The sequence below is a fragment of the Peredibacter sp. HCB2-198 genome, assembly GCF_045999315.1.
Lineage (GTDB): Bacteria > Bdellovibrionota > Bacteriovoracia > Bacteriovoracales > Bacteriovoracaceae > Peredibacter.
In genome coordinates this window covers 1,074,332-1,092,607 of record NZ_CP174607.1, presented here as the reverse complement: position 1 = coordinate 1,092,607, position 18,276 = coordinate 1,074,332, and the positions used below count along the sequence as shown (strand labels likewise).

The 18,276-nt window shown below is 40.8% G+C and carries 22 protein-coding genes and 1 tRNA gene; 6 read left to right on the top strand and 17 right to left on the bottom strand.

The window, feature by feature from the left end; genetic code table 11:
• Positions 1-7: 7 nt before the first annotated feature.
• Together ACJVC5_RS05625 and ACJVC5_RS05620 are read right to left on the bottom strand one after the other, a co-directional pair.
• Positions 8-706 carry a hypothetical protein gene (locus tag ACJVC5_RS05625; RefSeq protein ID WP_408098390.1) on the bottom strand — a complete coding sequence of 233 codons (699 nt, stop codon included), beginning with the start codon at positions 704-706 and terminating at the stop codon, positions 8-10.
• Positions 703-885 (bottom strand): DUF1328 domain-containing protein, encoded by a 183-nt coding sequence (locus tag ACJVC5_RS05620; RefSeq protein WP_408098389.1) that lies wholly within the window; start codon positions 883-885, stop codon positions 703-705. The genes ACJVC5_RS05625 and ACJVC5_RS05620 overlap by 4 nt, the downstream gene beginning before the upstream one ends.
• 169 nt (positions 886-1,054) lie before the next feature.
• On the opposite strand from ACJVC5_RS05620, the gene ACJVC5_RS05615 reads away from it, so the two are divergent.
• Positions 1,055-2,452 (top strand): sigma-54-dependent transcriptional regulator, encoded by a 1,398-nt coding sequence (locus ACJVC5_RS05615; protein ID WP_408098388.1) that lies wholly within the window; start codon positions 1,055-1,057, stop codon positions 2,450-2,452.
• Here ACJVC5_RS05615 and ACJVC5_RS05610 read toward each other — a convergent pair.
• Entirely contained in the window at positions 2,445-2,711 is a 267-nt protein-coding gene (locus tag ACJVC5_RS05610; RefSeq protein WP_408098387.1) for an Hpt domain-containing protein, read from the bottom strand. The two genes, ACJVC5_RS05615 and ACJVC5_RS05610, sit on opposite strands and share 8 nt — an antisense overlap.
• 345 nt (positions 2,712-3,056) lie before the next feature.
• Between ACJVC5_RS05610 and ACJVC5_RS05605 the strand changes: the two genes are divergently transcribed.
• Positions 3,057-3,881 carry a class I SAM-dependent methyltransferase gene (locus ACJVC5_RS05605; RefSeq protein ID WP_408098386.1) on the top strand — a complete coding sequence of 275 codons (825 nt, stop codon included), beginning with the start codon at positions 3,057-3,059 and terminating at the stop codon, positions 3,879-3,881.
• A gap of 19 nt (positions 3,882-3,900) precedes the next feature.
• Here ACJVC5_RS05605 and ACJVC5_RS05600 read toward each other — a convergent pair whose 3' ends face one another.
• From ACJVC5_RS05600 to ACJVC5_RS05590, 3 genes are all read right to left on the bottom strand, one after another.
• Entirely contained in the window at positions 3,901-4,128 is a 228-nt protein-coding gene (locus ACJVC5_RS05600) for a hypothetical protein (RefSeq protein WP_408098385.1), read from the bottom strand.
• Complete coding sequence (locus tag ACJVC5_RS05595) at positions 4,125-4,301, bottom strand: DUF1328 domain-containing protein (RefSeq protein ID WP_408098384.1); 177 nt, start codon at positions 4,299-4,301, stop codon at positions 4,125-4,127. Before ACJVC5_RS05595 ends, ACJVC5_RS05600 begins: the two co-directional genes overlap by 4 nt.
• 203 nt (positions 4,302-4,504) lie before the next feature.
• The gene (locus ACJVC5_RS05590; RefSeq protein ID WP_408098383.1) at positions 4,505-4,765 is read right to left on the bottom strand and encodes a hypothetical protein; all 261 of its coding nucleotides are present in this window, start codon (positions 4,763-4,765) and stop codon (positions 4,505-4,507) included.
• Between the two features lie 108 nt (positions 4,766-4,873).
• Between ACJVC5_RS05590 and ACJVC5_RS05585 the strand changes: the two genes are divergently transcribed.
• Entirely contained in the window at positions 4,874-5,431 is a 558-nt protein-coding gene (locus ACJVC5_RS05585) for a CsbD family protein (protein WP_408098382.1), read from the top strand.
• On the opposite strand, the gene ACJVC5_RS05580 is transcribed toward ACJVC5_RS05585, so the two are convergent.
• Both ACJVC5_RS05580 and ACJVC5_RS05575 read right to left on the bottom strand, forming a co-directional pair.
• Positions 5,428-7,722: a phosphoenolpyruvate carboxylase gene (locus tag ACJVC5_RS05580; RefSeq protein WP_408098381.1), complete on the bottom strand. Its 2,295-nt coding sequence runs from the start codon at positions 7,720-7,722 to the stop codon at positions 5,428-5,430. The genes ACJVC5_RS05585 and ACJVC5_RS05580 overlap by 4 nt on opposite strands.
• Entirely contained in the window at positions 7,719-8,504 is a 786-nt protein-coding gene (locus ACJVC5_RS05575; protein WP_408098380.1) for a trypsin-like serine peptidase, read from the bottom strand. Before ACJVC5_RS05575 ends, ACJVC5_RS05580 begins: the two co-directional genes overlap by 4 nt.
• A 262-nt stretch (positions 8,505-8,766) precedes the next feature.
• Here ACJVC5_RS05575 and ACJVC5_RS05570 point away from each other — a divergent pair, with 262 nt between their 5' ends.
• Positions 8,767-8,940, top strand: a complete 174-nt coding sequence (locus ACJVC5_RS05570; protein WP_408098379.1) for a hypothetical protein — start codon at positions 8,767-8,769, stop codon at positions 8,938-8,940.
• A 29-nt stretch (positions 8,941-8,969) separates the two neighbouring features.
• On the opposite strand, the gene ACJVC5_RS05565 is transcribed toward ACJVC5_RS05570, so the two are convergent.
• Genes ACJVC5_RS05565 through ACJVC5_RS05555 form a run of 3 tightly spaced genes read right to left on the bottom strand, consistent with a single transcriptional unit; the run spans position 8,970 to position 11,625 of the window.
• Positions 8,970-9,365 carry a cytochrome C gene (locus ACJVC5_RS05565; RefSeq protein ID WP_408098378.1) on the bottom strand — a complete coding sequence of 132 codons (396 nt, stop codon included), beginning with the start codon at positions 9,363-9,365 and terminating at the stop codon, positions 8,970-8,972.
• 13 nt (positions 9,366-9,378) lie between these two features.
• A complete protein-coding gene (locus ACJVC5_RS05560) occupies positions 9,379-10,449 on the bottom strand; it encodes a metallophosphoesterase family protein (RefSeq protein ID WP_408098377.1) in 1,071 nt (356 codons plus the stop codon).
• 9 nt (positions 10,450-10,458) lie between these two features.
• Positions 10,459-11,625 (bottom strand): cytochrome-c peroxidase, encoded by a 1,167-nt coding sequence (locus ACJVC5_RS05555; RefSeq protein WP_408098376.1) that lies wholly within the window; start codon positions 11,623-11,625, stop codon positions 10,459-10,461.
• A 179-nt stretch (positions 11,626-11,804) separates the two neighbouring features.
• Between ACJVC5_RS05555 and ACJVC5_RS05550 the strand changes: the two genes are divergently transcribed.
• On the top strand, positions 11,805-13,061 hold the full coding sequence (locus tag ACJVC5_RS05550) for an ArnT family glycosyltransferase (protein WP_408098375.1): 1,257 nt from the start codon (positions 11,805-11,807) through the stop codon (positions 13,059-13,061).
• Here the strand turns inward: ACJVC5_RS05550 and ACJVC5_RS05545 are convergent.
• The 3 genes from ACJVC5_RS05545 to ACJVC5_RS05535 form a co-directional block, all read right to left on the bottom strand.
• Entirely contained in the window at positions 12,985-13,614 is a 630-nt protein-coding gene (locus ACJVC5_RS05545) for a hypothetical protein (RefSeq protein WP_408098374.1), read from the bottom strand. The genes ACJVC5_RS05550 and ACJVC5_RS05545 overlap by 77 nt on opposite strands.
• The gene (locus tag ACJVC5_RS05540; protein ID WP_408098373.1) at positions 13,611-14,492 is read right to left on the bottom strand and encodes a hypothetical protein; all 882 of its coding nucleotides are present in this window, start codon (positions 14,490-14,492) and stop codon (positions 13,611-13,613) included. Before ACJVC5_RS05540 ends, ACJVC5_RS05545 begins: the two co-directional genes overlap by 4 nt.
• An 82-nt stretch (positions 14,493-14,574) precedes the next feature.
• Positions 14,575-15,591, bottom strand: coding sequence for a hypothetical protein (locus ACJVC5_RS05535; RefSeq protein ID WP_408098372.1), 1,017 nt, complete (start codon positions 15,589-15,591; stop codon positions 14,575-14,577).
• Between the two features lie 66 nt (positions 15,592-15,657).
• On the opposite strand from ACJVC5_RS05535, the gene ACJVC5_RS05530 reads away from it, so the two are divergent.
• Positions 15,658-16,194: an adenylate kinase gene (locus ACJVC5_RS05530; protein ID WP_408098371.1), complete on the top strand. Its 537-nt coding sequence runs from the start codon at positions 15,658-15,660 to the stop codon at positions 16,192-16,194.
• A gap of 2 nt (positions 16,195-16,196) precedes the next feature.
• On the opposite strand, the gene ACJVC5_RS05525 is transcribed toward ACJVC5_RS05530, so the two are convergent.
• The 3 genes from ACJVC5_RS05525 to ACJVC5_RS05515 form a co-directional block, all read right to left on the bottom strand.
• Positions 16,197-16,273 (bottom strand) — tRNA-Arg (locus tag ACJVC5_RS05525).
• Positions 16,274-16,390: 117 nt separating this feature from the next.
• Positions 16,391-17,143 carry a hypothetical protein gene (locus ACJVC5_RS05520; RefSeq protein WP_408098370.1) on the bottom strand — a complete coding sequence of 251 codons (753 nt, stop codon included), beginning with the start codon at positions 17,141-17,143 and terminating at the stop codon, positions 16,391-16,393.
• A complete protein-coding gene (locus ACJVC5_RS05515) occupies positions 17,133-18,215 on the bottom strand; it encodes a Rieske 2Fe-2S domain-containing protein (protein WP_408098369.1) in 1,083 nt (360 codons plus the stop codon). The genes ACJVC5_RS05520 and ACJVC5_RS05515 overlap by 11 nt, the downstream gene beginning before the upstream one ends.
• Positions 18,216-18,276: the final 61 nt, after the last annotated feature.

The window sequence follows — 18,276 nt, the reverse complement described above, 5'->3', positions numbered from 1 at the left end:
GAGTAAGTTAGTGATACTGGCGTTTACCAGTCATGATGTAATTTTTAAGGTCATCCACAATCTCAATCGCACGATCATCAGGCTCATGTGGATGTTCAACTTCACCTTCTTTGGCCATAATCTGAGTTCGATCAGAGATTAGTGCTTTAAAATAGCGGATATTAGAAAGTTCGTCGTTATCGGTCATTTGTCTTTCAACTTCATTCAAAAAACGAACAATGAATACTTGGGAAAGCTTGAAAACAATCTCCGTAAGAAGGAACTGCGTGAATGCGTTCTTCGCCTTCAATCCTGGAATTTTGAAATCTGATTTACCTTTCTTCATGCTATAGAAAGTTCCCACGGCGAAACTTGTCAGGGCACCCAGAACTTTTAGGATGAAAATCGTTTTTTGTTTTTGATCAGGCTGCTTATCCAGCTCATGCACAAAATCATCTTTGAACTGAAGATAACCATCTTTCACTCGACGGGGAGTGACTTTAAAAATAGTCAGAACATCCATTCCTGACTCTAAAATGTCTTTTATTGTAAATTTAAAACCAGACTCTTTAGCGCTCTTAAACTGGCCCACACCGTTTTTAAAAAGATGAGTCACATCGCTATGAGATTGCTTCAAAAGACCTTTGAAATCATCTCTCCAAAACTCCGTGAAGATATTGTGCTTCTTCCGCTTAAGAACATATTTGACTGAATCTGCTAAATTCAAGGCAATCTATCCTTCGTTCTGCCGGTAGTAAGTCCACCGAGAAAGCTAATGAGAGCGAAGACCAGAAAAACCACTAACAGGATCTTTCCTACTTCTATTGAAACCCCAGCTATATTATACGCCCCTAAAATAAAGGCCAAAAGTCCCAAAACGAAGAATGCTATTGCTGCTCTTAACATAAAAAATCCTTGCTTTCTGTTTAGACCCAAAGGTCCAAATAGGAGGGTGCAGTCAAGATGCCACGTTTTTTCAATGTATTATTGAGGACTTATAGACATACAAGGTCTTGCCACTGGGTATTTATGCCACTATATTAGGCAAAAATTCCCGTCAAAGGATTTTAGCCCCGTGAAACTTAAAAACAGCGCCACCATCACTTTAATCGACGACGATTTGGACCTCTTGGACCTTCTATCAAGTTTTTTTAAGCAACGTGGTTATAAGGTCTTTGCTTTCGGTAATGCTGAAGAGGCCCTGATCGAAATTGAAAATAAACGAGTTGAACCAGATGTTGTGATTTCGGATTTAAAACTGCCTGTTATGTCAGGCATGGATTTTATTCGTAGAATCAGACGCTCAAACTCTTCGCTCCCAATTATCCTTATGACTTCTGAGGGCAGTGTTGAGACGGCCGTGGAAGCGATTGAAGCGGGTGCCTATGATTTCGTATTAAAACCTCTTCATATCCCACAGCTCCTTATTTCTGTTCAGCGCGCTCTCTTCTTAAATGAAGTTCAACAAGAGAACACCAACCTAAAAAGTCTTTTTCAAGAAGACCTCTTGGGTCTTAAAGGTGTGATTGGGAAATCACAAGGTTTTAAGAAGGCCCTGGAACTCGCCAAGCGTGTTTCAAGCAGCCAGGCCAACGTTCTTATTTCCGGTGAATCAGGTTCAGGTAAAGAAGTTATTGCTCGTGCGGTTCATGAACTTGGTGATAAGCGTGATGGACCTTTCATTGCAATTAACTGTTCTGCCATTCCTGAAAATCTACTTGAGTCTGAACTTTTTGGTCATGCCAAAGGCGCCTTCACGGGTGCTCATGATAAAAAAGTCGGTCTTTTTGAAGAAGCAAACAAAGGTACATTGTTCCTGGATGAGATTGGAGATTTAACTCTTCCTCTTCAGGCAAAACTTCTGCGTGTGCTTCAAGAGAGAAAAGTAAAACGAATCGGTGAAAACCAATACCGTGACATCACGGCCAGAATTATCTGTGCGACTCACAAAGACCTTCGTAAAGAAGTGGCAGAGGGCAGATTCAGAGAAGACTTGTTCTTCCGCTTGAATGTCATTCCCATTTACATGCCACCACTCAGAGAGAGAAAAGACGATATTCTTCCTCTCAGCGAATACTTCCTTAAAAAGTTCGCAGTCATGAATAATGTGAACGTGAAGGGCTTCAATAAAGATGCCATTCAAAAATTAGAGAGTCATGAGTGGAAAGGTAACGTGCGTGAATTAGAAAACGCCATTGAGCGTGCAGTGGTCCTCACCACTTCTGAATTCATTCAGGCAGAAGATCTTCCGACTGAAGAGACCTATCCGATCATGGGAGGGGAAACTCCTCAGGAAAATAAAATCGGCGTTAACTTTGAGCATGAAAAACCAGTGACACTGGACGAACTTTCTAAAAAGTACATCCAATTTATCTTCGAGAAGAACGACGGAGCAAAAGAGCAGACCGCCAAAGATCTGGGCATTGATCGCAAAACTCTTTACCGTAAATTAAAAGAAATGAACCTTAATTAAGATGTCGATTGACCCAATGGGAAAGGTCCTTCAAGGCCTTTTCCATTTCCTGAACGTTTTCCTCCACAGCAGCGGCCTCCATTCTTTTTCCAATGGCAGAAACATCACTGAATCCGAAAGTAACGCCGTTACCTTTTAATTGATGACCAACTTTTTGGAGTTCGGAGAAATTTTGTAGGGCAAGACTCTCTCGACAGACTTCAAGATCGTGCTTTCTTCTCTCTACGTATCGAGTTTGCATAGCTTCAGGTACTTCCATAACTACTCCCTCGGTTATGGCCAATTTTAAGCCTCTTTTCTCACTTTCTTAAGTCTTTTTGGGAATAACACCCCGACCTTATGTGACAAAAAACCCCGCAACATTATTGGTTAATAAATAAGTAATTGAATTTTCATTCTGTTTTTATGGCACTTAAAGTGCTTAGGTCACTAGGGCTAACAACGTCTCGGTCCGAATGGGCCAACGAAAGTTTCATGAGAATCGGCATCAAAAACACACATCCTGCATACATTTGTTAGCGTCCAAAATGAACAACCTAATTGCCGATATATCACCTTGGTTTTACCAAGGTGGTATTCTCTCATTCATGCTATACTGCCGCTCATGACAAACATCCCAGAAATCAGACCAGGGCAGTCTATCGAACTGCTAAAAGAACTTCATATCCTCACTCGTGACGGAAAACTCAATCAGGATTCCAGACGAAAATTGAAACAGGTCTATCACCTTTATAATTTCATTGAACCTTTATTAAATGAAGTGGTGAAAGATCCGGAAAAACAATTCTCACTCGTAGATCACGGCGCCGGGAAATCTTACTTAGGTTTTATTATCTATGATCTTTTTTTTAAGGCCCTTAAACGCGGTGAAATCTACGGTATTGAAACTCGTGAAGAGCTGGTAAAAAAATCAGAAGACCTTTCTAAGAGACTCCATTTCGAAAGAATGAAGTTTCTTAATCTTTCTGTAGAAGAGTCTATTACTTCGCAAAAACTTCCTCAGCAAGTGGACATTGTTACGGCACTTCATGCTTGTGATACAGCGACTGATGATGCCATTAAATTTGCTCTCGAGAAAAAAGCTCGCTTTGTTGTATTGGTTCCGTGTTGTCAGGCCGAAGTTGCCTCTGTCCTTAGAAAGAACAAGGGCAAAAACCTTGGTAAAAGCGTTCTTACAGAAATCTGGAGACATCCTATTCACACTCGTGAATTCGGTAGTCAGATCACCAACGTCCTTCGTTGTTTGGAACTTGAGTCACATGGTTACCAAGTGACAGTGACTGAGCTCATTGGATGGGAACACTCAATGAAAAACGAGCTTATCGTTGCACAGTTTAAAGACCTTCCAAAAGAACATCCGCGACGCCGTTTGGAATCACTTCTGAACGAACTCAACCTGGAAGATTTGAAATTTAGATTTTTAGAATAGAAAGGGAGAAACTCCCTTTCTATTTATATTGATAACGAACTTCACCAATGGTGTTAGTAATTCTGTCTTCATGGTAGTGATACACACAGGCCATTTTGCCTTTTACCAACCGACAGTCTCTTTCTTCTTTGGCCGGTTGAAAAGTTTCACCTGGCTTCGCAACGATTACACCAAGAAAAAACAAGGCCACAAACGTCAGAAAAAAGTGGTTTTTAACATCCATTTGAAAACCTCTCTGCTGATTCATTTAACGATCTTTTTGCCTATGACTAAGCTGGCAATAAAGCTAATGACGGCAAGAATTAAGAAAATGAATAGAAGAGTTTTTCCGATATCAACAGATAGTCCGCCAATGTTATTAGCACCCAGGAGAATGGCGACCAGCCCCAGGACGAAAAATGCAATTGCTGCTCTTAACATAACTATCTCCTTGTATTGTGAGAGACGGCCCGCATTCGGAGTATCGCAGGATTCATGCCAAGAGAGACGTGATAAAATTTTACTAAGTTAGAGAGAATAGTTCGTTTATTGAGGGGCAAACTTCCACTGAAAGTTTGTAATGTATGTGACTGAATGACACAAAAGTAGAGCGGAATATGACTTCCGCTCCAAGCAAAGATCCACTATTTCGCATTCAGAAGTTGTTTCCAAAGACTTTTCTTCTCAACTAGGGTCTTGGTCATGTCATAGCCTTTCGCCAGGTCTTCACGAAGCTTTAAAAGATCTTTTCTGATTAAGTTGTACTGATCTTTTAGAGAAGGATCTATGTTCGTAGAAACCTTGCTTTTAGTAACTGGAGAAGCCGTTTGTGCATTCTTATTTATAGTCTTGAGAACTTTATCCGTATGACTTTTTCTTTGTTTACCACTGGTCTTGCGGCTCATACATACTCCTTATTTGTTATGTGTCATCATTTTAGAATAGCAAGCTCGATGCCACTGAAATTGGCACCAAATATGCTTTGCAGTGTATGGGTAACCAAGGAGGGTACAATGTTGACTGAAGAACAGTTTAAGGGAAAGTGGAAAGAAATTAAGGGCGGTATCAGGAATCTCTGGGGAAGAATTTCAGATGATGAACTTGAGCAATTAAAAGGTAACATTTACAAAGTTAGTGGTCTGGTTGAAGAACGTTATGGTGAAACTCGCTCAGAAATAAGAGACAAGCTCCAACAGCTCATGGATTCGTTTGATAATCCTTCCGATAAAAACTTTGATCCTGATCGCACTTCCTATCAGAGAAGTCCTGTTGAAGATAGAACATCGGCCCAATCACAACTTGAAGATGATGTTGAAGAATTTAACACCCGTTCCATTGAACGCAGTGAATTTGAAAACAAGACTTATCAGGCCAGTCATGAAGAGATAGAAGACCCAAGACATCATTCAAATTATTCCGGGGCCAATCCTAATCGTGAAAGACTTGACGCCAAAAAGACCTATGACTCAGAGGAAATCTTCGAAGATGAAATCAAAGATTCATCCACCCCTCAACCGGGTTCCTTTAAACCTGGAAGTTTTGATCGAAGTGAGAAAAATGCTCGCCACTAACCGGTGGTGAGCATTCCACTGGCTATTCCAGTGACGGTCTCCCGCAAGAGAACATTGTCTTTTCTCTCAAGTGAGATTTTTTGAATAACGTTCAAAGGATGAATCATACTGGATCTAAAATAGATGCTTTCGCCAAGCTGAGGGCGGAACCAGGTAAAGTTTTTTTCTCCCGAAATTTCGTAGAAGAAAGTCATACTAAGATTTAACTCGTCTTCAATGACCTTTCTCCAATGGCCCTTTTCTTCTTGAGTTAATGAAGAATGCTCTACATGAAAGTTCCAAACACCCAGCTCAATTTTAGCAAAGGTAAATCCAAGATTTTTCACATAGGTCTGCATAAGAGGGGAGTGGGCGTAATAATCTTTCAGATCTTTTTTCTCTGCTTCAGTCAGTGATTTCCAAGAGCGTCCGATGCCCCACCAAATAGGCAGAAGAAGGCGCGTTTGTGTCCAACACAGAATCCACGGAATGGCCCTAATTGTGAATTGCCCTTTTCCTGTTCGCTTCGTTGGACGAGAACCAATTTTTAAAAGATTCAAGAAGTCATAAGGAGTGGCCCGAGAAACTAAATTTTGAAAATCAGAATTATTAACCAACTCACGGTAAGCATTTTGAATCTCCTCCGTGAACTTCGGTAACGTATTGCACGTGATAACTGGACGAGGATGGTAATTGGCGTACTCTTCTACAATTTTCCCGACCTGTGAACGCATAATCAAGGGTTGATGAAAGTGACGCTGAACCGTTTCACCTTGAACAGTGACCTTGTAGATATTAAGAGCGGTCTGTGGCCACCACGCTATTTGTTCTTTGATTGATCCGCCACCGCGGCTCACACTTCCCCCTGAACCATGAAAGAAGACCGGCGTGAGCTTGTGCTTGATCAAAAACTCTTCTAATAAGAGCAGGGCCTTTTCCACCAGGACCCTACCGGGTAAGACGCCATTTTCTTTACTTGAATCAGAATAACCAAGCATGACTTCGTAACGACCTCCCCATTCTTTCAGATGATGTGAGGCCAAGGATTCTTGTTTAAAACTTTCTTTTAAAATATAAATGGCGTGAGTAAGCCCTTTCTCATTCTCAAACAAAGGAACGGAAGGAATTAGATAAGAGCCCGTCATTTTTTTAGTGAGCTTGACCGCGGCCATAAGATCTTCTGGGGTCTGACACATACTGATCACAAACCCACGAACATACCATTTGGCCTCAAAGCCATTAGAGATTCTTTTAAGCAATGACAACATTTGTGCAATAGGGAGCTTCGGTTTTTTTAGGGCCTCATGAATAAGCCCCTGATCCTCTCTAATTTCTAAAGGTAAAACCAGGGCAGGATAAATCCAAAGAATTTCTTTAATGTCCTCTAATACGGGCGCCTTTAATTTCTTCTTATCAGTCTTGTCTAAGAACGCCTCAAAGCGTTTTTTAAAAGCGACGATCTTTTTTCCGTCTGCTGGACCGACAGTGTTTAGTTTGCGTAGTTCTTCGTTGAGGGCCACAAAGTCTGAATAGAGAGATTCGTCTGCCCATAGGGCCTCTTCTCGATAACTATCCAGGCGATGCCTGATACAATTCAAAATTTTTTGTCGAGAGAGGTTTAAACTCTGCTGCATGGTGACCGGTCCAACTTTTGGATGACCGTCTTTATCTCCTCCCACCCAGGTCCGAAAAAGGACATTAATGCCTTTCCGTTTAAGATAAATTTGTTCTGATAAAATTTTAGGGTCTAAAACCACATGATAGATTTGCTCTGCCTCGTCTTTCACTTGCGGTCTTCTGTTATTGGCGAGATTCAATCTTAAAGCGATTCGAAATAAATAACGAAGTTGTTCCTGAACTTCTTCAAAGCTGCTATTTAAGCTTTGGATAAGAAGATTCTCTACTTTATCCATAAGCCTTAAGAAATTATGACTTCTCGCCTCGGTAGGATGACTTGTGAAAACGAAAATAAGGGAGTGAGGTTTTTTACCCTCACTAGATACGTCAAAACTTTCTAAGCGATAGGAACGATAGGCGGCCTCACAGGAATTAATCAACTCGAGCATAAGCGAAAAGGCCTTCGATACTTGATGAAGCTCTTCATTGGGTGACTTACTTAATTCAGCGTAAACCAATTTCAGTGCCTCTTCCACAATCGCGCCTTCTTTTCCTCGAACGGCCTTCATCCTAAGACGAAGATCTTCGATTTTCTGAAAGAGGGTCTCACCATAAATGTCTTTAATAGCAAGCCCAAGGAGCTTTACTGCTTTAGAGACGATGACTTTTAAATCATCGGCAATGATGGAGTTCATTTGATGAGATAAGGACGAAAATGTTTTAGGTCTGTGGCAAAGCCGTATTCATTGAGACTTCGGCGATCAACGAGAGAGGTCATCTCATTAACAGTTTCGTCGGCGGTAGATCCCCAAATCAAGGCCACAAGTTCACCGTATTCATTTAAAACAGGAGAACCGGAGTTTCCTTGAATGATGGGACAATTCTGGAGTTCAAAAGATTTCGCCTTACGACTTAAATTACAGCCCAGTTCCGTAATTCTTGATTGGCGAGAATTAAGATGGTCAATCACCCATGTCGTAAGCTTCTCGCCTGGATATGGAGAGAACTTGGAAATAGGGAAAGATTTGATCTTCTGAATAGTGTGATCAAGCTCAAGAATTGTATAATCAATGGCTTTTTGATTAAGTGTTTTCCCATCGACTTCGGTTTTAAGGATGGATCTACAACGAGCGACCTCGTGTCCACCATTTCGATAAACTGCAATGTAGGTCGTCCCACATTGATCCTGAGTCGAGAGACAATGATTATTCGTTACCAGACGATTGTTGCCATTTAGAAAACCTGTACAAACAGAAGACTCGGCAGGATTCTTTTCGTTCACAATAAACACACGAGCAATGCCATCTGGACAAGCAGCACCGTTTTCTGAAGCACACTCAAAGGTCTGCTCCATCATCATTTGATTCATTTCTTCGCTACTAAGACTAATGGTCTTCTTCCCATTCGAATTAGATTGCCCGCAGGAAGCGAGTAAAGTTGAGAGCACGATAAGTACTAACAGCTTGGTTAAATTCATAAGTTGTATTCTACCGAGGAAGATAAATGCATTCGGAATGAATGCACGAATTTGAAGTTTTTATACCAATGTCTAAGGTTTATACACCCCTAAGACACTGAATTTAGGTAAGTTAAAGGTACATGGCCCAAGGGTAAATTTACCACAATCTTTAAGGGTCAAATGAAGCACCTCGAGGGGAAATCATGCTGTCTTATGGCACAGGTCCTGCTTCTTATCTAATGAGAGCTTTTTTGCCCTCATAACCAACATGGAGGGATATATGAACAAGGAAGAACTAAAAGGAAAATTCAACGACATTAAAGGCAATGTTAAAGAAGCTTGGAACCGAACTTCAGACACAGATAAAAATAAAGTGAGAGAAGATCTAAAAAATAAGAATTACTCCGGTGCAGCTGACACAGTTAAAAAGAATTTCGACAAAGGCACAACTTAACATATAAGGGCCCGTGTTGGGCCCTTTCATTAATGTTTTCCAGGATTAATTTTTACACCTTTTCTTTCTTTATAGATGTAGGCCAAAAGGGCCGTCATCTCTTTTGATTCAGGACCAATGTCTTTTCCCTCTAGAGGATTTCGAATACACCAATTCACCATTGAAGTTAAGTAAACAACTTTTCCAATTTGTTTTTGAAATTTAGGATAAGTCTCCGGATGAGTATTGGCCGCATTCGGATGGCATTGAGCACATGCTACTTTATTAGTTCCAAGTTTAACCGCCGCCGAGTTTTCCCAAAGCTGTCGGCCGTACTTTGCACTTTCTTCAAATTCGGCGTCCCATCTTTTAATGTCTTTCACCGTAAATTCATCGGCAAACACCAGAGAACTCATGGTTAATAAAATGACGATCAAAAACTTCATGACTCCTCCGTAATTAATAATGCTCCTGAGGTAAAACTCGGTTCGCCTTGTTCTGGTAGGTGGTGTCTTCTGGCCTACCTGTTTTCTTATTGAATGAAACCACTCGGTTGGTGTTATTCGGTAATTGATAGTGAGCGGCCACGTTGCCGGTATGAATGTTTATGTACTGCCAACCAGTGGCGTCTCGTTCAAAAAAAGGATCCGCACGATTCATGGGCACAGTCAGTACTGGTAAATGTTGTTCGGCCTTCACATAAGTCGAAGGGTAGGGCCAAGGCCATGCAGTTGCCATGGCAGCATGAAACGAAATGTTTCCTATTTGGTTATATTGAATCTGATGGACGTGACCATAAAGGACAGTCACCTTCCTAAAAGGTTTCAAAATTGCCTGCACTTCATCCGCATCCTCGGTCCAAAAATTCCAACCTCGGAAGATTTTTTGAAGAGGTGAGTGGGACAACACCACAATGGGGGTACTCTTACTTACTTTGGCGAGATCTTTTTTGAGCCATTCACGTTGCTCTTTCCCCACCATAAAAGGAGAACCCTTTGGGTTATCAAGTCCCGCCATCTGAACCATTCGCTCCATATCAGTGGGCCACTTTTTGTTCCACTCATCGTAAGTCAAAATACTATTGAGAACCACGAAGTGCACACCTTTATGATCAAAGCTGTACCACTGAGGGCCAAACAGTTTTTCCCAATATTTACCGTAATCAAGATAGTAATCATGCTCGCCCATCACCCAGTAGGTCTTATATTTAAGGGCCGACATAATCTCAGCACCATGATCAAGCTCCTCTTTTAGGGCGAGCTGAGCAAGATCGCCCCCAAAGATCACGAAGTCAGGCTTGGGGTGCATGAGGTTCGCTTCTGCCACCGCCATCTTGAGACCTTGGTCCCAGTTTCGAACAAATTTTGTTCCTGAAATATGCTGAATGTGTGCATCCGAGATAAAAGCGAATGTGAAGTCTTCCTGAGTACCACCAAATGCAAGCTTAACAAGATTAACCGGAAGGGTCGCAAGTGCCGCACCGGCCCCGGCATAAGTCAAAAAATCGCGACGGTTCATGTTGTCAGACATATTTCCCTCTCATTTTTTCTCTAAGTCTGTGCTGGTTAAAGACTTCATGAATGCGACAAGATCTTTCTTTTCTTGATCAGTGAGATTAAGTGGACGAATGCCTCCACTTAGGAACGGAGTAATAACTTCCTTGTCTGAACTTGCTCCACCACGGTTGTAGTGCTCAACCACATCTTCCAGGGTCTTCAAGCTTCCATCGTGCATATAAGGAGCAGTTAAATCAATGTTACGGAGTGTGGATGTCTTGAAGGCGCCAATGTCATTCTGATTTTGAGTGACCGCGAAGCGACCCAGTTCTGAAGTCTTAAGGTCATTAAGAACTTTTTCGTCTACTTCTTCACGATTAAAGTTTGCTTTTAAAAATTCCGTCACAAGACGATCAACGTCTTCTTTAGGAACTCGGTTGATTCCCACTCCGATGTTGTGAAAACGGTGATCAGTGAAAAGACCAGATGACTGTTCTATAGCATGACAGGAAACACACCGACCGTTTCCAATAAAGGTCTGAAACCCTCGAAGTTCAGAATCTGATAATGACTTTTCACCTTTATAATACCACTGATCGAAGCGACTATTACCTGCGATCACTGTTCTTTCAAAGGCACCGATCGCCATCGTTACATGCTCAATCTTGATCTCTTTTACGCTCTTATTAAAGACCGTCTTAAAGGCCTTAACGTATTCGGGGTCTGTTCTAACAACCTCTAAAATGGGTTCATGATTTTTAAGTCCCATTTCAACTGAGTTCACAAAAGGGTGGCGAGACTGATCTTCTAAAGTGGGAGATCGACCGTCCCAAAATTGAGTCGCATTAAAGGCCGCATTCAGTACGGTCGGAGCGTTTCGTGTTCCCTTGAGACCATTAATTCCTTCGGACACAACTAATTGATCGGTAAAGCCTTTGGCCTCATCGTGACAAGTTGAACAAGAAACTTCTCCAGTTGAGCTAAAGCGCGTGTCTTCGAAAAGTTTTTTCCCAAGGGCCACTTTCTCTTTCGACATGGGATTATTTTTAGGAATCTCAACTTGCGGTAAACCGAGATTTCTATCAAATTTTTTAGGGGCCTCTTCCTGCTCTTGCTTCTCAGTGTGGGGGACAATCTTTTCTTTAACTTTTTGTTCATTACATCCGGCGGCCAAGACGAGGGCCATGAGAAATACGCTCTTTAAGTTCATGACTAACTCCTGAAAGTTATTCAACCAGAACGAGACGAAATCTAAACATCTTTGTTAGAACTTAAATTATCAACTCAATTAATTTTAAGGCTCTCTCTTACGCGCATTAATTGCTGCTTCATGCACAATTTGGATTAAAACAGTTCATCTTTTAGCATTCTCGCTTTTATACTTAATGCATGCTTCGAAATAAGAATGTAATCCTACTGCTGATTGTTGGTTTGGTTTTGAGATTGGTCTACGTGCTATGGGTCTTTTCTCCATCGCAGTTCGTTGTCTCGGATGTCGCAAACTATGTTCGTATTGCAGGACAAATTGGAAGAGGGGAGTGGAACGACTTCCATTTTTTTCAGCCAATCGGATTTCCTTATCTCATTCTTTTTCTGGAAAGATTTTTTGGAGATTGGGCCACTCCGCTTTCTGTTCTTCAGGCCATCACTTCCACAGTTACCCTTTTTATTATCTGGAAAGTAAGCTTTGAAACCTGGGGTGATAAAGTCGCAAAGGGCGTTTTACTGATCGGGACCTTTCATGTTCCTTGGATTGTTTATAACGGTTACGGCCTTTCTGAGTCGCTTTTTACATTTGGTCTAAGTCTTCTTCTCTATCTCGGACACAAACTCGTAAAAGACCCAAAGAATGGATTAAAGTGGGGTTACTTTTGGGGACTCGCTTTTCTTCTGTCTTTCTTAATTAAAGGCAACCACGCGTTCTATGGTCCATTGTTTTTATTAGGACTATTCATTTCATATAAGTGGAAGGTCATCCGTGGAATTTTTGCCATCTCACTTATAGTGGGTCTCGGACTCCTTCTACATGGAGCTTTCTCTTACAACAAAGTTGGAAAGTTTCATTTAACTCCGACAGCGGGTGGACTTAATTTTGTTGAAGGAAAATGTCCTAGTAAAAGGAACATTGATAACCGGGGTATTCTTTGGGTCTCACCTCTCTACTATCAGCTAGGAATCAAAACCGAAAAACGCTGGCCAGAAAGCTTCAATAACTCTGGCTACTTTATGAATGAAGGGTGGAAATGTATTAAAGAGAATCCTCTCGTTTTGGTTCAGTCACTTGAAGGGATCTTCTTCTTGTTCATGGGCAACTATTTGTGGCCCGCCGGAGAGCTTAAATTTAAAGGTCTGATTCGTCTCTACGAACTCATCTTCGCTTTTTTTGTCATTCCGGGTCTAGTTGGGTATGGATTATATTTAAAAAGGAACAATAACAGAGAAGAGTTTTTAGTCTGGGCCCTTCCCGTCCTTTCTCTATTTTTGTGTGTTTATGTTTTTAAAAGCGAGATCCGTTTCCGGATCCCGTTCGATGTGTTTATTATTCCGGTGGCAGTAAGAGGATGGTTTTTTATTGTTTCCACCAGAGCATACCAGCGTCAATCATTACGCTCTGGTTCTGAAGAGACGGTCCAAACTGATCTTTAAACTTCGTTTCCTTTACCTTCATCGCAAAAACTTTCTCAACACTTTTAAGCTCTAGCTCAACACCAAATTCTTTAAAGAGATCTTTAAAGGGTTGGTATGAGTTAGATTGCTTGGCAAAATCTACAAATTGCTTATTGTAAGACTGTTTGGATTTATAATTAAAAGAGGCCTTAGCAATATCTAGGTTCCACTCACCAGTTGGATTAATGGTCTCAAAACCACCTGTGCTTACACCATCCAGTGTGTCTGCCGGAAAATCGGAAAAAATCTTACTTAAGACCGCCCTATGAGTCGGCATGAGTTTAGCAAAACTGTCCTTACACTCATTCTGATAAAGTCTCAACAGAATGTTCTTCTTCACCTGCTCCTTCTTACGAGTGATACTCCAGGTAATTTCACAGTTTTTATCATGAACAAGAGAGTAGGTACCTTCCAGGTCATAATAAGCAGCATCCTGAATCGGAGACAATACTTTAGTCACCTCAGGCTTTTTTTCTTCTTTAACTTTAGAACTGCAAGCACCCACAAGGGCCAGCATTAGAATCCATTTCATTTCTTGTCCTTTTCGACTTCATCCTCAATTTTATCTAACCAATTTTCCATTTCAGAATCAGTCATGAGATCACGTTTACCCCATTGTATCTGAGTCTCATAGCGAACCAACTTTTTATTTGTAAGAATCAAACTAGAAACCGTACTTTTAAAAATATCAATTTGTTGCTGAGTCAAAGGACGACCTGTTTTCAATGAACCACTAAGTATAAGTAGTGACTGAAGAGGGGTATTGTTACGGTCACGCATGCTTAAAAACGTACGAGCGAGATTTTCAATAAATTCAGAACGCGCCTTTTGCTCCATGAGTCTATGAATCTTTGTGTCCAAACGATAGCGAAAAAGTAAAAGACAAAAACAACCAAAGGCAAAAGTAACAATATAGAATGGCTCATCATTGGCCACAATAAAAGATTTTGTTCCTAAATCTAGGCCATACCAAATAATGACTGCTTCCAGGCAAAAAAGAACAATCAGAATTGCATTCATGAAAAACGAATAAGGAATAAGTATCGCAAGCATCATAAATACAACCGGAAAACCACCGTAAGGTTTACTTATTGTGCCCTCATTAACTATCGCTACGTGATTAAACCAACCGGTAAAAAATATTGGAAGATAAAGAAGAGTATAAGCGAACGATCCAAGAAACCTACTCCAGCTTTTTTTGTATATATAAAGCGCAAATAAAACACCAATACTAATTAGTGCGTGAACGATTCTGATATTCAGAACAGTTTCATAATGTGGTCTGTTTACAAGTCCTGAAATAAGGATGAGTGATCCGACTAGGTTAATGAGGGCCGTAATTCCTATAATGGTACGAGAGGACGCCTTTTCAGCAACAATTGTTCCCAGAAATTTTTTAACTATTTCCATACCGGCCTCAAAAGAATTTTATAATCAATTTTACTCAAAAATCGAAACTCGCGTTATGAGTAAAATTACTTAAACCAAATCTTTAGAGGTTTTCGAAGTTAAGACCAATCGAAACCGAGAAAAGTTGATCGTCTTTGTCTTTAGCATTCGCCATTCTGTTTCGAGTGTCCTGATAAACACCTGGTCGGCAGCTAGAACAATTCTCACCGAAAGCAATTGCCTGATTCAATGATTGAAGAGCGAGATCTCGATGCCCGTTCTTCCAATGATAAGCAGCATAGTAATAATGAAGATCTGGTTCCTGAGGATACTTTGGTTGAAGGCCGTCTAGGACCACTCGTGCCCCTTCCAGGTTGTTGCCAAGAATTTCCTTAATGACAAACAAACGATCAACCTTAAAAGAGTTTCCTTCCGACTCGGCCAAAATTGAATCAATTCTCTCACCCACAGAATGCACACCAGTGATCTTTTCGCCAATCATTAGGTATCCCACATAGGCCTCAATGATCTCAGGGTCATTCATGTGCTTATTATAGAGAACATCAATGAGCTTAAGATTGGTAATAAACTTTTCCGATTTCAATTTATCGATAGAGTAGAACATTCTCACAAAATGGGCGGCCAGTTCTTCGGAAGTCATTTCTTCCGGTTTTTTGTCCTCGTTTAACTCCGCGATAAAATTTGCCTTAAGCATGAACATTAAAGAAATGCAGGCCCCAGCATTTTCTTTGTTAAACTTGCATCCGGAACTTTGAAGAAGTTTTTCAAAAAGTGGGTTCTCTTTTATTTTTTGCGAACAGTCTGGCCCAAAAAATTCTTCAAAACTTTTTTTACTCTGAGCGATCCCATTGTAATCAGCAATGGTCATGGCACTCAGATCGGCGAGGGAAGAAAAGCACTCTTTAGGAAACGAAGTCTTCTTCACTTCAGTTTTTTCTATTTGATAACGGACATCTTTTAATGAGGTACGAGGTATTTTTTTAAAAACTTCTTTTTTGGAAGAACTCGTGATCACTTCTTTTCGAGGCGTGCCCAAGAGTTTATAAGAAACCACCGACAAAACCAGAATGATAATGAGACTGATAATTGCTTTTTTCATATTGACCTCAAATTTGAGTTCATCATGAGTCAGTACACAAAGTCTAAAGTTTGTTATCATAATTTTATGAAGAAAATTATTGTTGTTGGAACTACGGCCAGTGGGAAATCCACTCTCGCAAGGAAAATATCTCAAATATTAGATATTCCTCACGTTCAATTAGATGTGCTTTTCTGGGGCCCAAACTGGACCGAATCAAGCGATGAACTTTTCTTCGCAAAAATTCAAACGGCAGTTCAGGGAGATAGCTGGGTGGTGGATGGAAATTATTCACGAGGCAATCATCTTACTTGGCCCCATGCTGATACAGTCATCTGGATTGATCTTCCGTTCTGGTTAAACTTTTATCAAAGTTCGAGTCGTGCCTTTATACGAGCACTCACAAAAGAGGAACTGTGGCCCGGCACCGGCAACTACGAAACTTTTCGTATGCTTTTTTCCAAAGACTCAATTCTCCTTTGGTTTTTTAAGACTTATAAATCAAACCGTAAAAAGTATCTTCAGATCATGGGAGATCCAAAACATGGGCATATTAAATTCATTCATCTCAGGTCGAGATCGGAAATCGAAAAATTAATAGGGGATTTACAGAGGAATTTTTAAAGTGGCGCAATCGGTACGATTCGAACGTACGACCTCTTGATTCGTAGTCAAGTGCTCTATCCAACTAAGCTACGACTGCGCTGATTTGAGTCCCTAGTTTTAAAGCAAGAATTCAAAGAATTCAAGGTGAAAATGCAGAACTTTTAAAGAGTTACCTTTCGCGAGTGAAATTCTGTTATTTCAATGGGTTGGGGCGTTAAAAAAGCTCGGGATTTTGTAGAATCTTCACTAATTCCACCGAAGCCCTCACTCCTTGAGCACCATGAACCACTAAATGATCAAAGGCCAGGCCCACTTTTAATATCTCGCGACCCTCAAGTTTTTCTACCGAGCAAGAACTCACTGTGATCGTAGTCATTCCAAAAGCATTCATATGAACGTTAGCCCCTGCGTGGGCCAGATTCATAAGTGAGCTGACCGAAATCCCGCCACCACCTTTTTTAAGATAGAGACGTGGAAAGTTATTCATCATTAAATGAATAAGCCTGAGCTTTATTTTTTTGACCCAATCAAGTCCCGGGCCATGAACGATGCAATTTACTGGCAGATCATTCATTGTCTTAATCTTGGCTAATTTGATCTCAGCATTGATTTCACTTAGAGATTTTTTATACGCATCTCTGATGGTGATTCCCGTTAGGACTTTTTTTCCATCAATCATCAACTCAAGCGGAAGATTCACTCCATTATAGGAAGGTTCAATGATTTTCACTCCGAAAACTGAATGAACCGTGGCCTTATTAACATCCGGCATCTGATGAATCAGATGAGAAGCGGCCTTAATCAGAATAGCAGTGTATGGGACCTTCTCCGTTGAATTTAACTTCTCAACAGTTCTAGTAATATCTGCGTCCAGATAAACTGGTAGATGAAAACCTTTTTTAATGCTCTTTAACTGAAGAGCAAGAAACCACTCATCAACCGTGGGCCTTCTAATTTCATTTTTCATGAGAGTCCTTGGTCCAACTTGAAACAGTTAATAAGTTTATTCTGTCGACTAAATCCATGACCGATTTATCACCCTCTGTGGTAAGACCAATATTGAATCTCATATGAGGGAAGGCCTTGGTGTCATCGTCTCTAAGGGCGGCGAGAAGTATCACTGAAAAAAGAGTTGAAGCGATCTTCTTTAGCGGGGCCAGTACTCCCTTAAATTTTGGTTGGACAATAAAAATGTCTACTTCACTTACACCATCAGACGTAGGACGTCCTGCCCACAAAATGCTCACAGTGGGTAGACTAAAACCTCTGCCTCTAAACTTTAAATCATTCCCGTAGGTGAGACTCACAATAGAGCCACCCGCAAAAAGGGCCTGATATTTAAATTCTCCGCCCGTAAGCCAACGAGTGAAATTGAGAAGCCAAGAGCCTGTAGGAAGAACACCCGATAAATTCCAGATATGAACATGCTTTTCATGTTCAGTGACTTGATAATCAAACTTAATATCAACCTTGTGAACACTCTTAAAATGTTGAAGATCAATTCCTCCGGCCATCATGACATGATGATGAGCATAGAGTTTTAATTTTTTAAGATAGAGAGATTCTACTTCTTGATTCAATAGTCCCGGTGGTTGTGGAATTGAATGAGAAGGAGTTGCTCCCGGATAAATCCAGATGAATCCATATTTTTCTTCAACCGGATAACTCGTGTTATTGGCCTCTTTATGGTTGGCGCATTTTCCACCGGGAAGGAAGGTCCAGTGATGAAAATAACACTGAAGGTTTTCTCCAATCACATTGCCATTACCAAGGTCTGCACCCATATGAGGACAGAAGCTGTCCATGGCATAGAGTTTTCCACTCTTACCTCGCCAAACAACAAAACGGTGTTGAAGGAGTGTAAATGAACGGGTCTCACTATCTTTAAGTGTTGAAGCAGGACAAACCGGATACCAGGATTCGGTAATGAGATGAGGTTCATTAAATATGGGTTGATGATTTAAAGGCTGAGAGACAACGTTCTCTTTTCGAGGATGATCGTCTTTAGAAACTTTTTTAATTTCACTGTCTTTCAGCATCCTTCCATTTTAACTCAAGCCAAGAGAAAGAGTAGATGGGAAGGATGCTTCAATTCCTAGC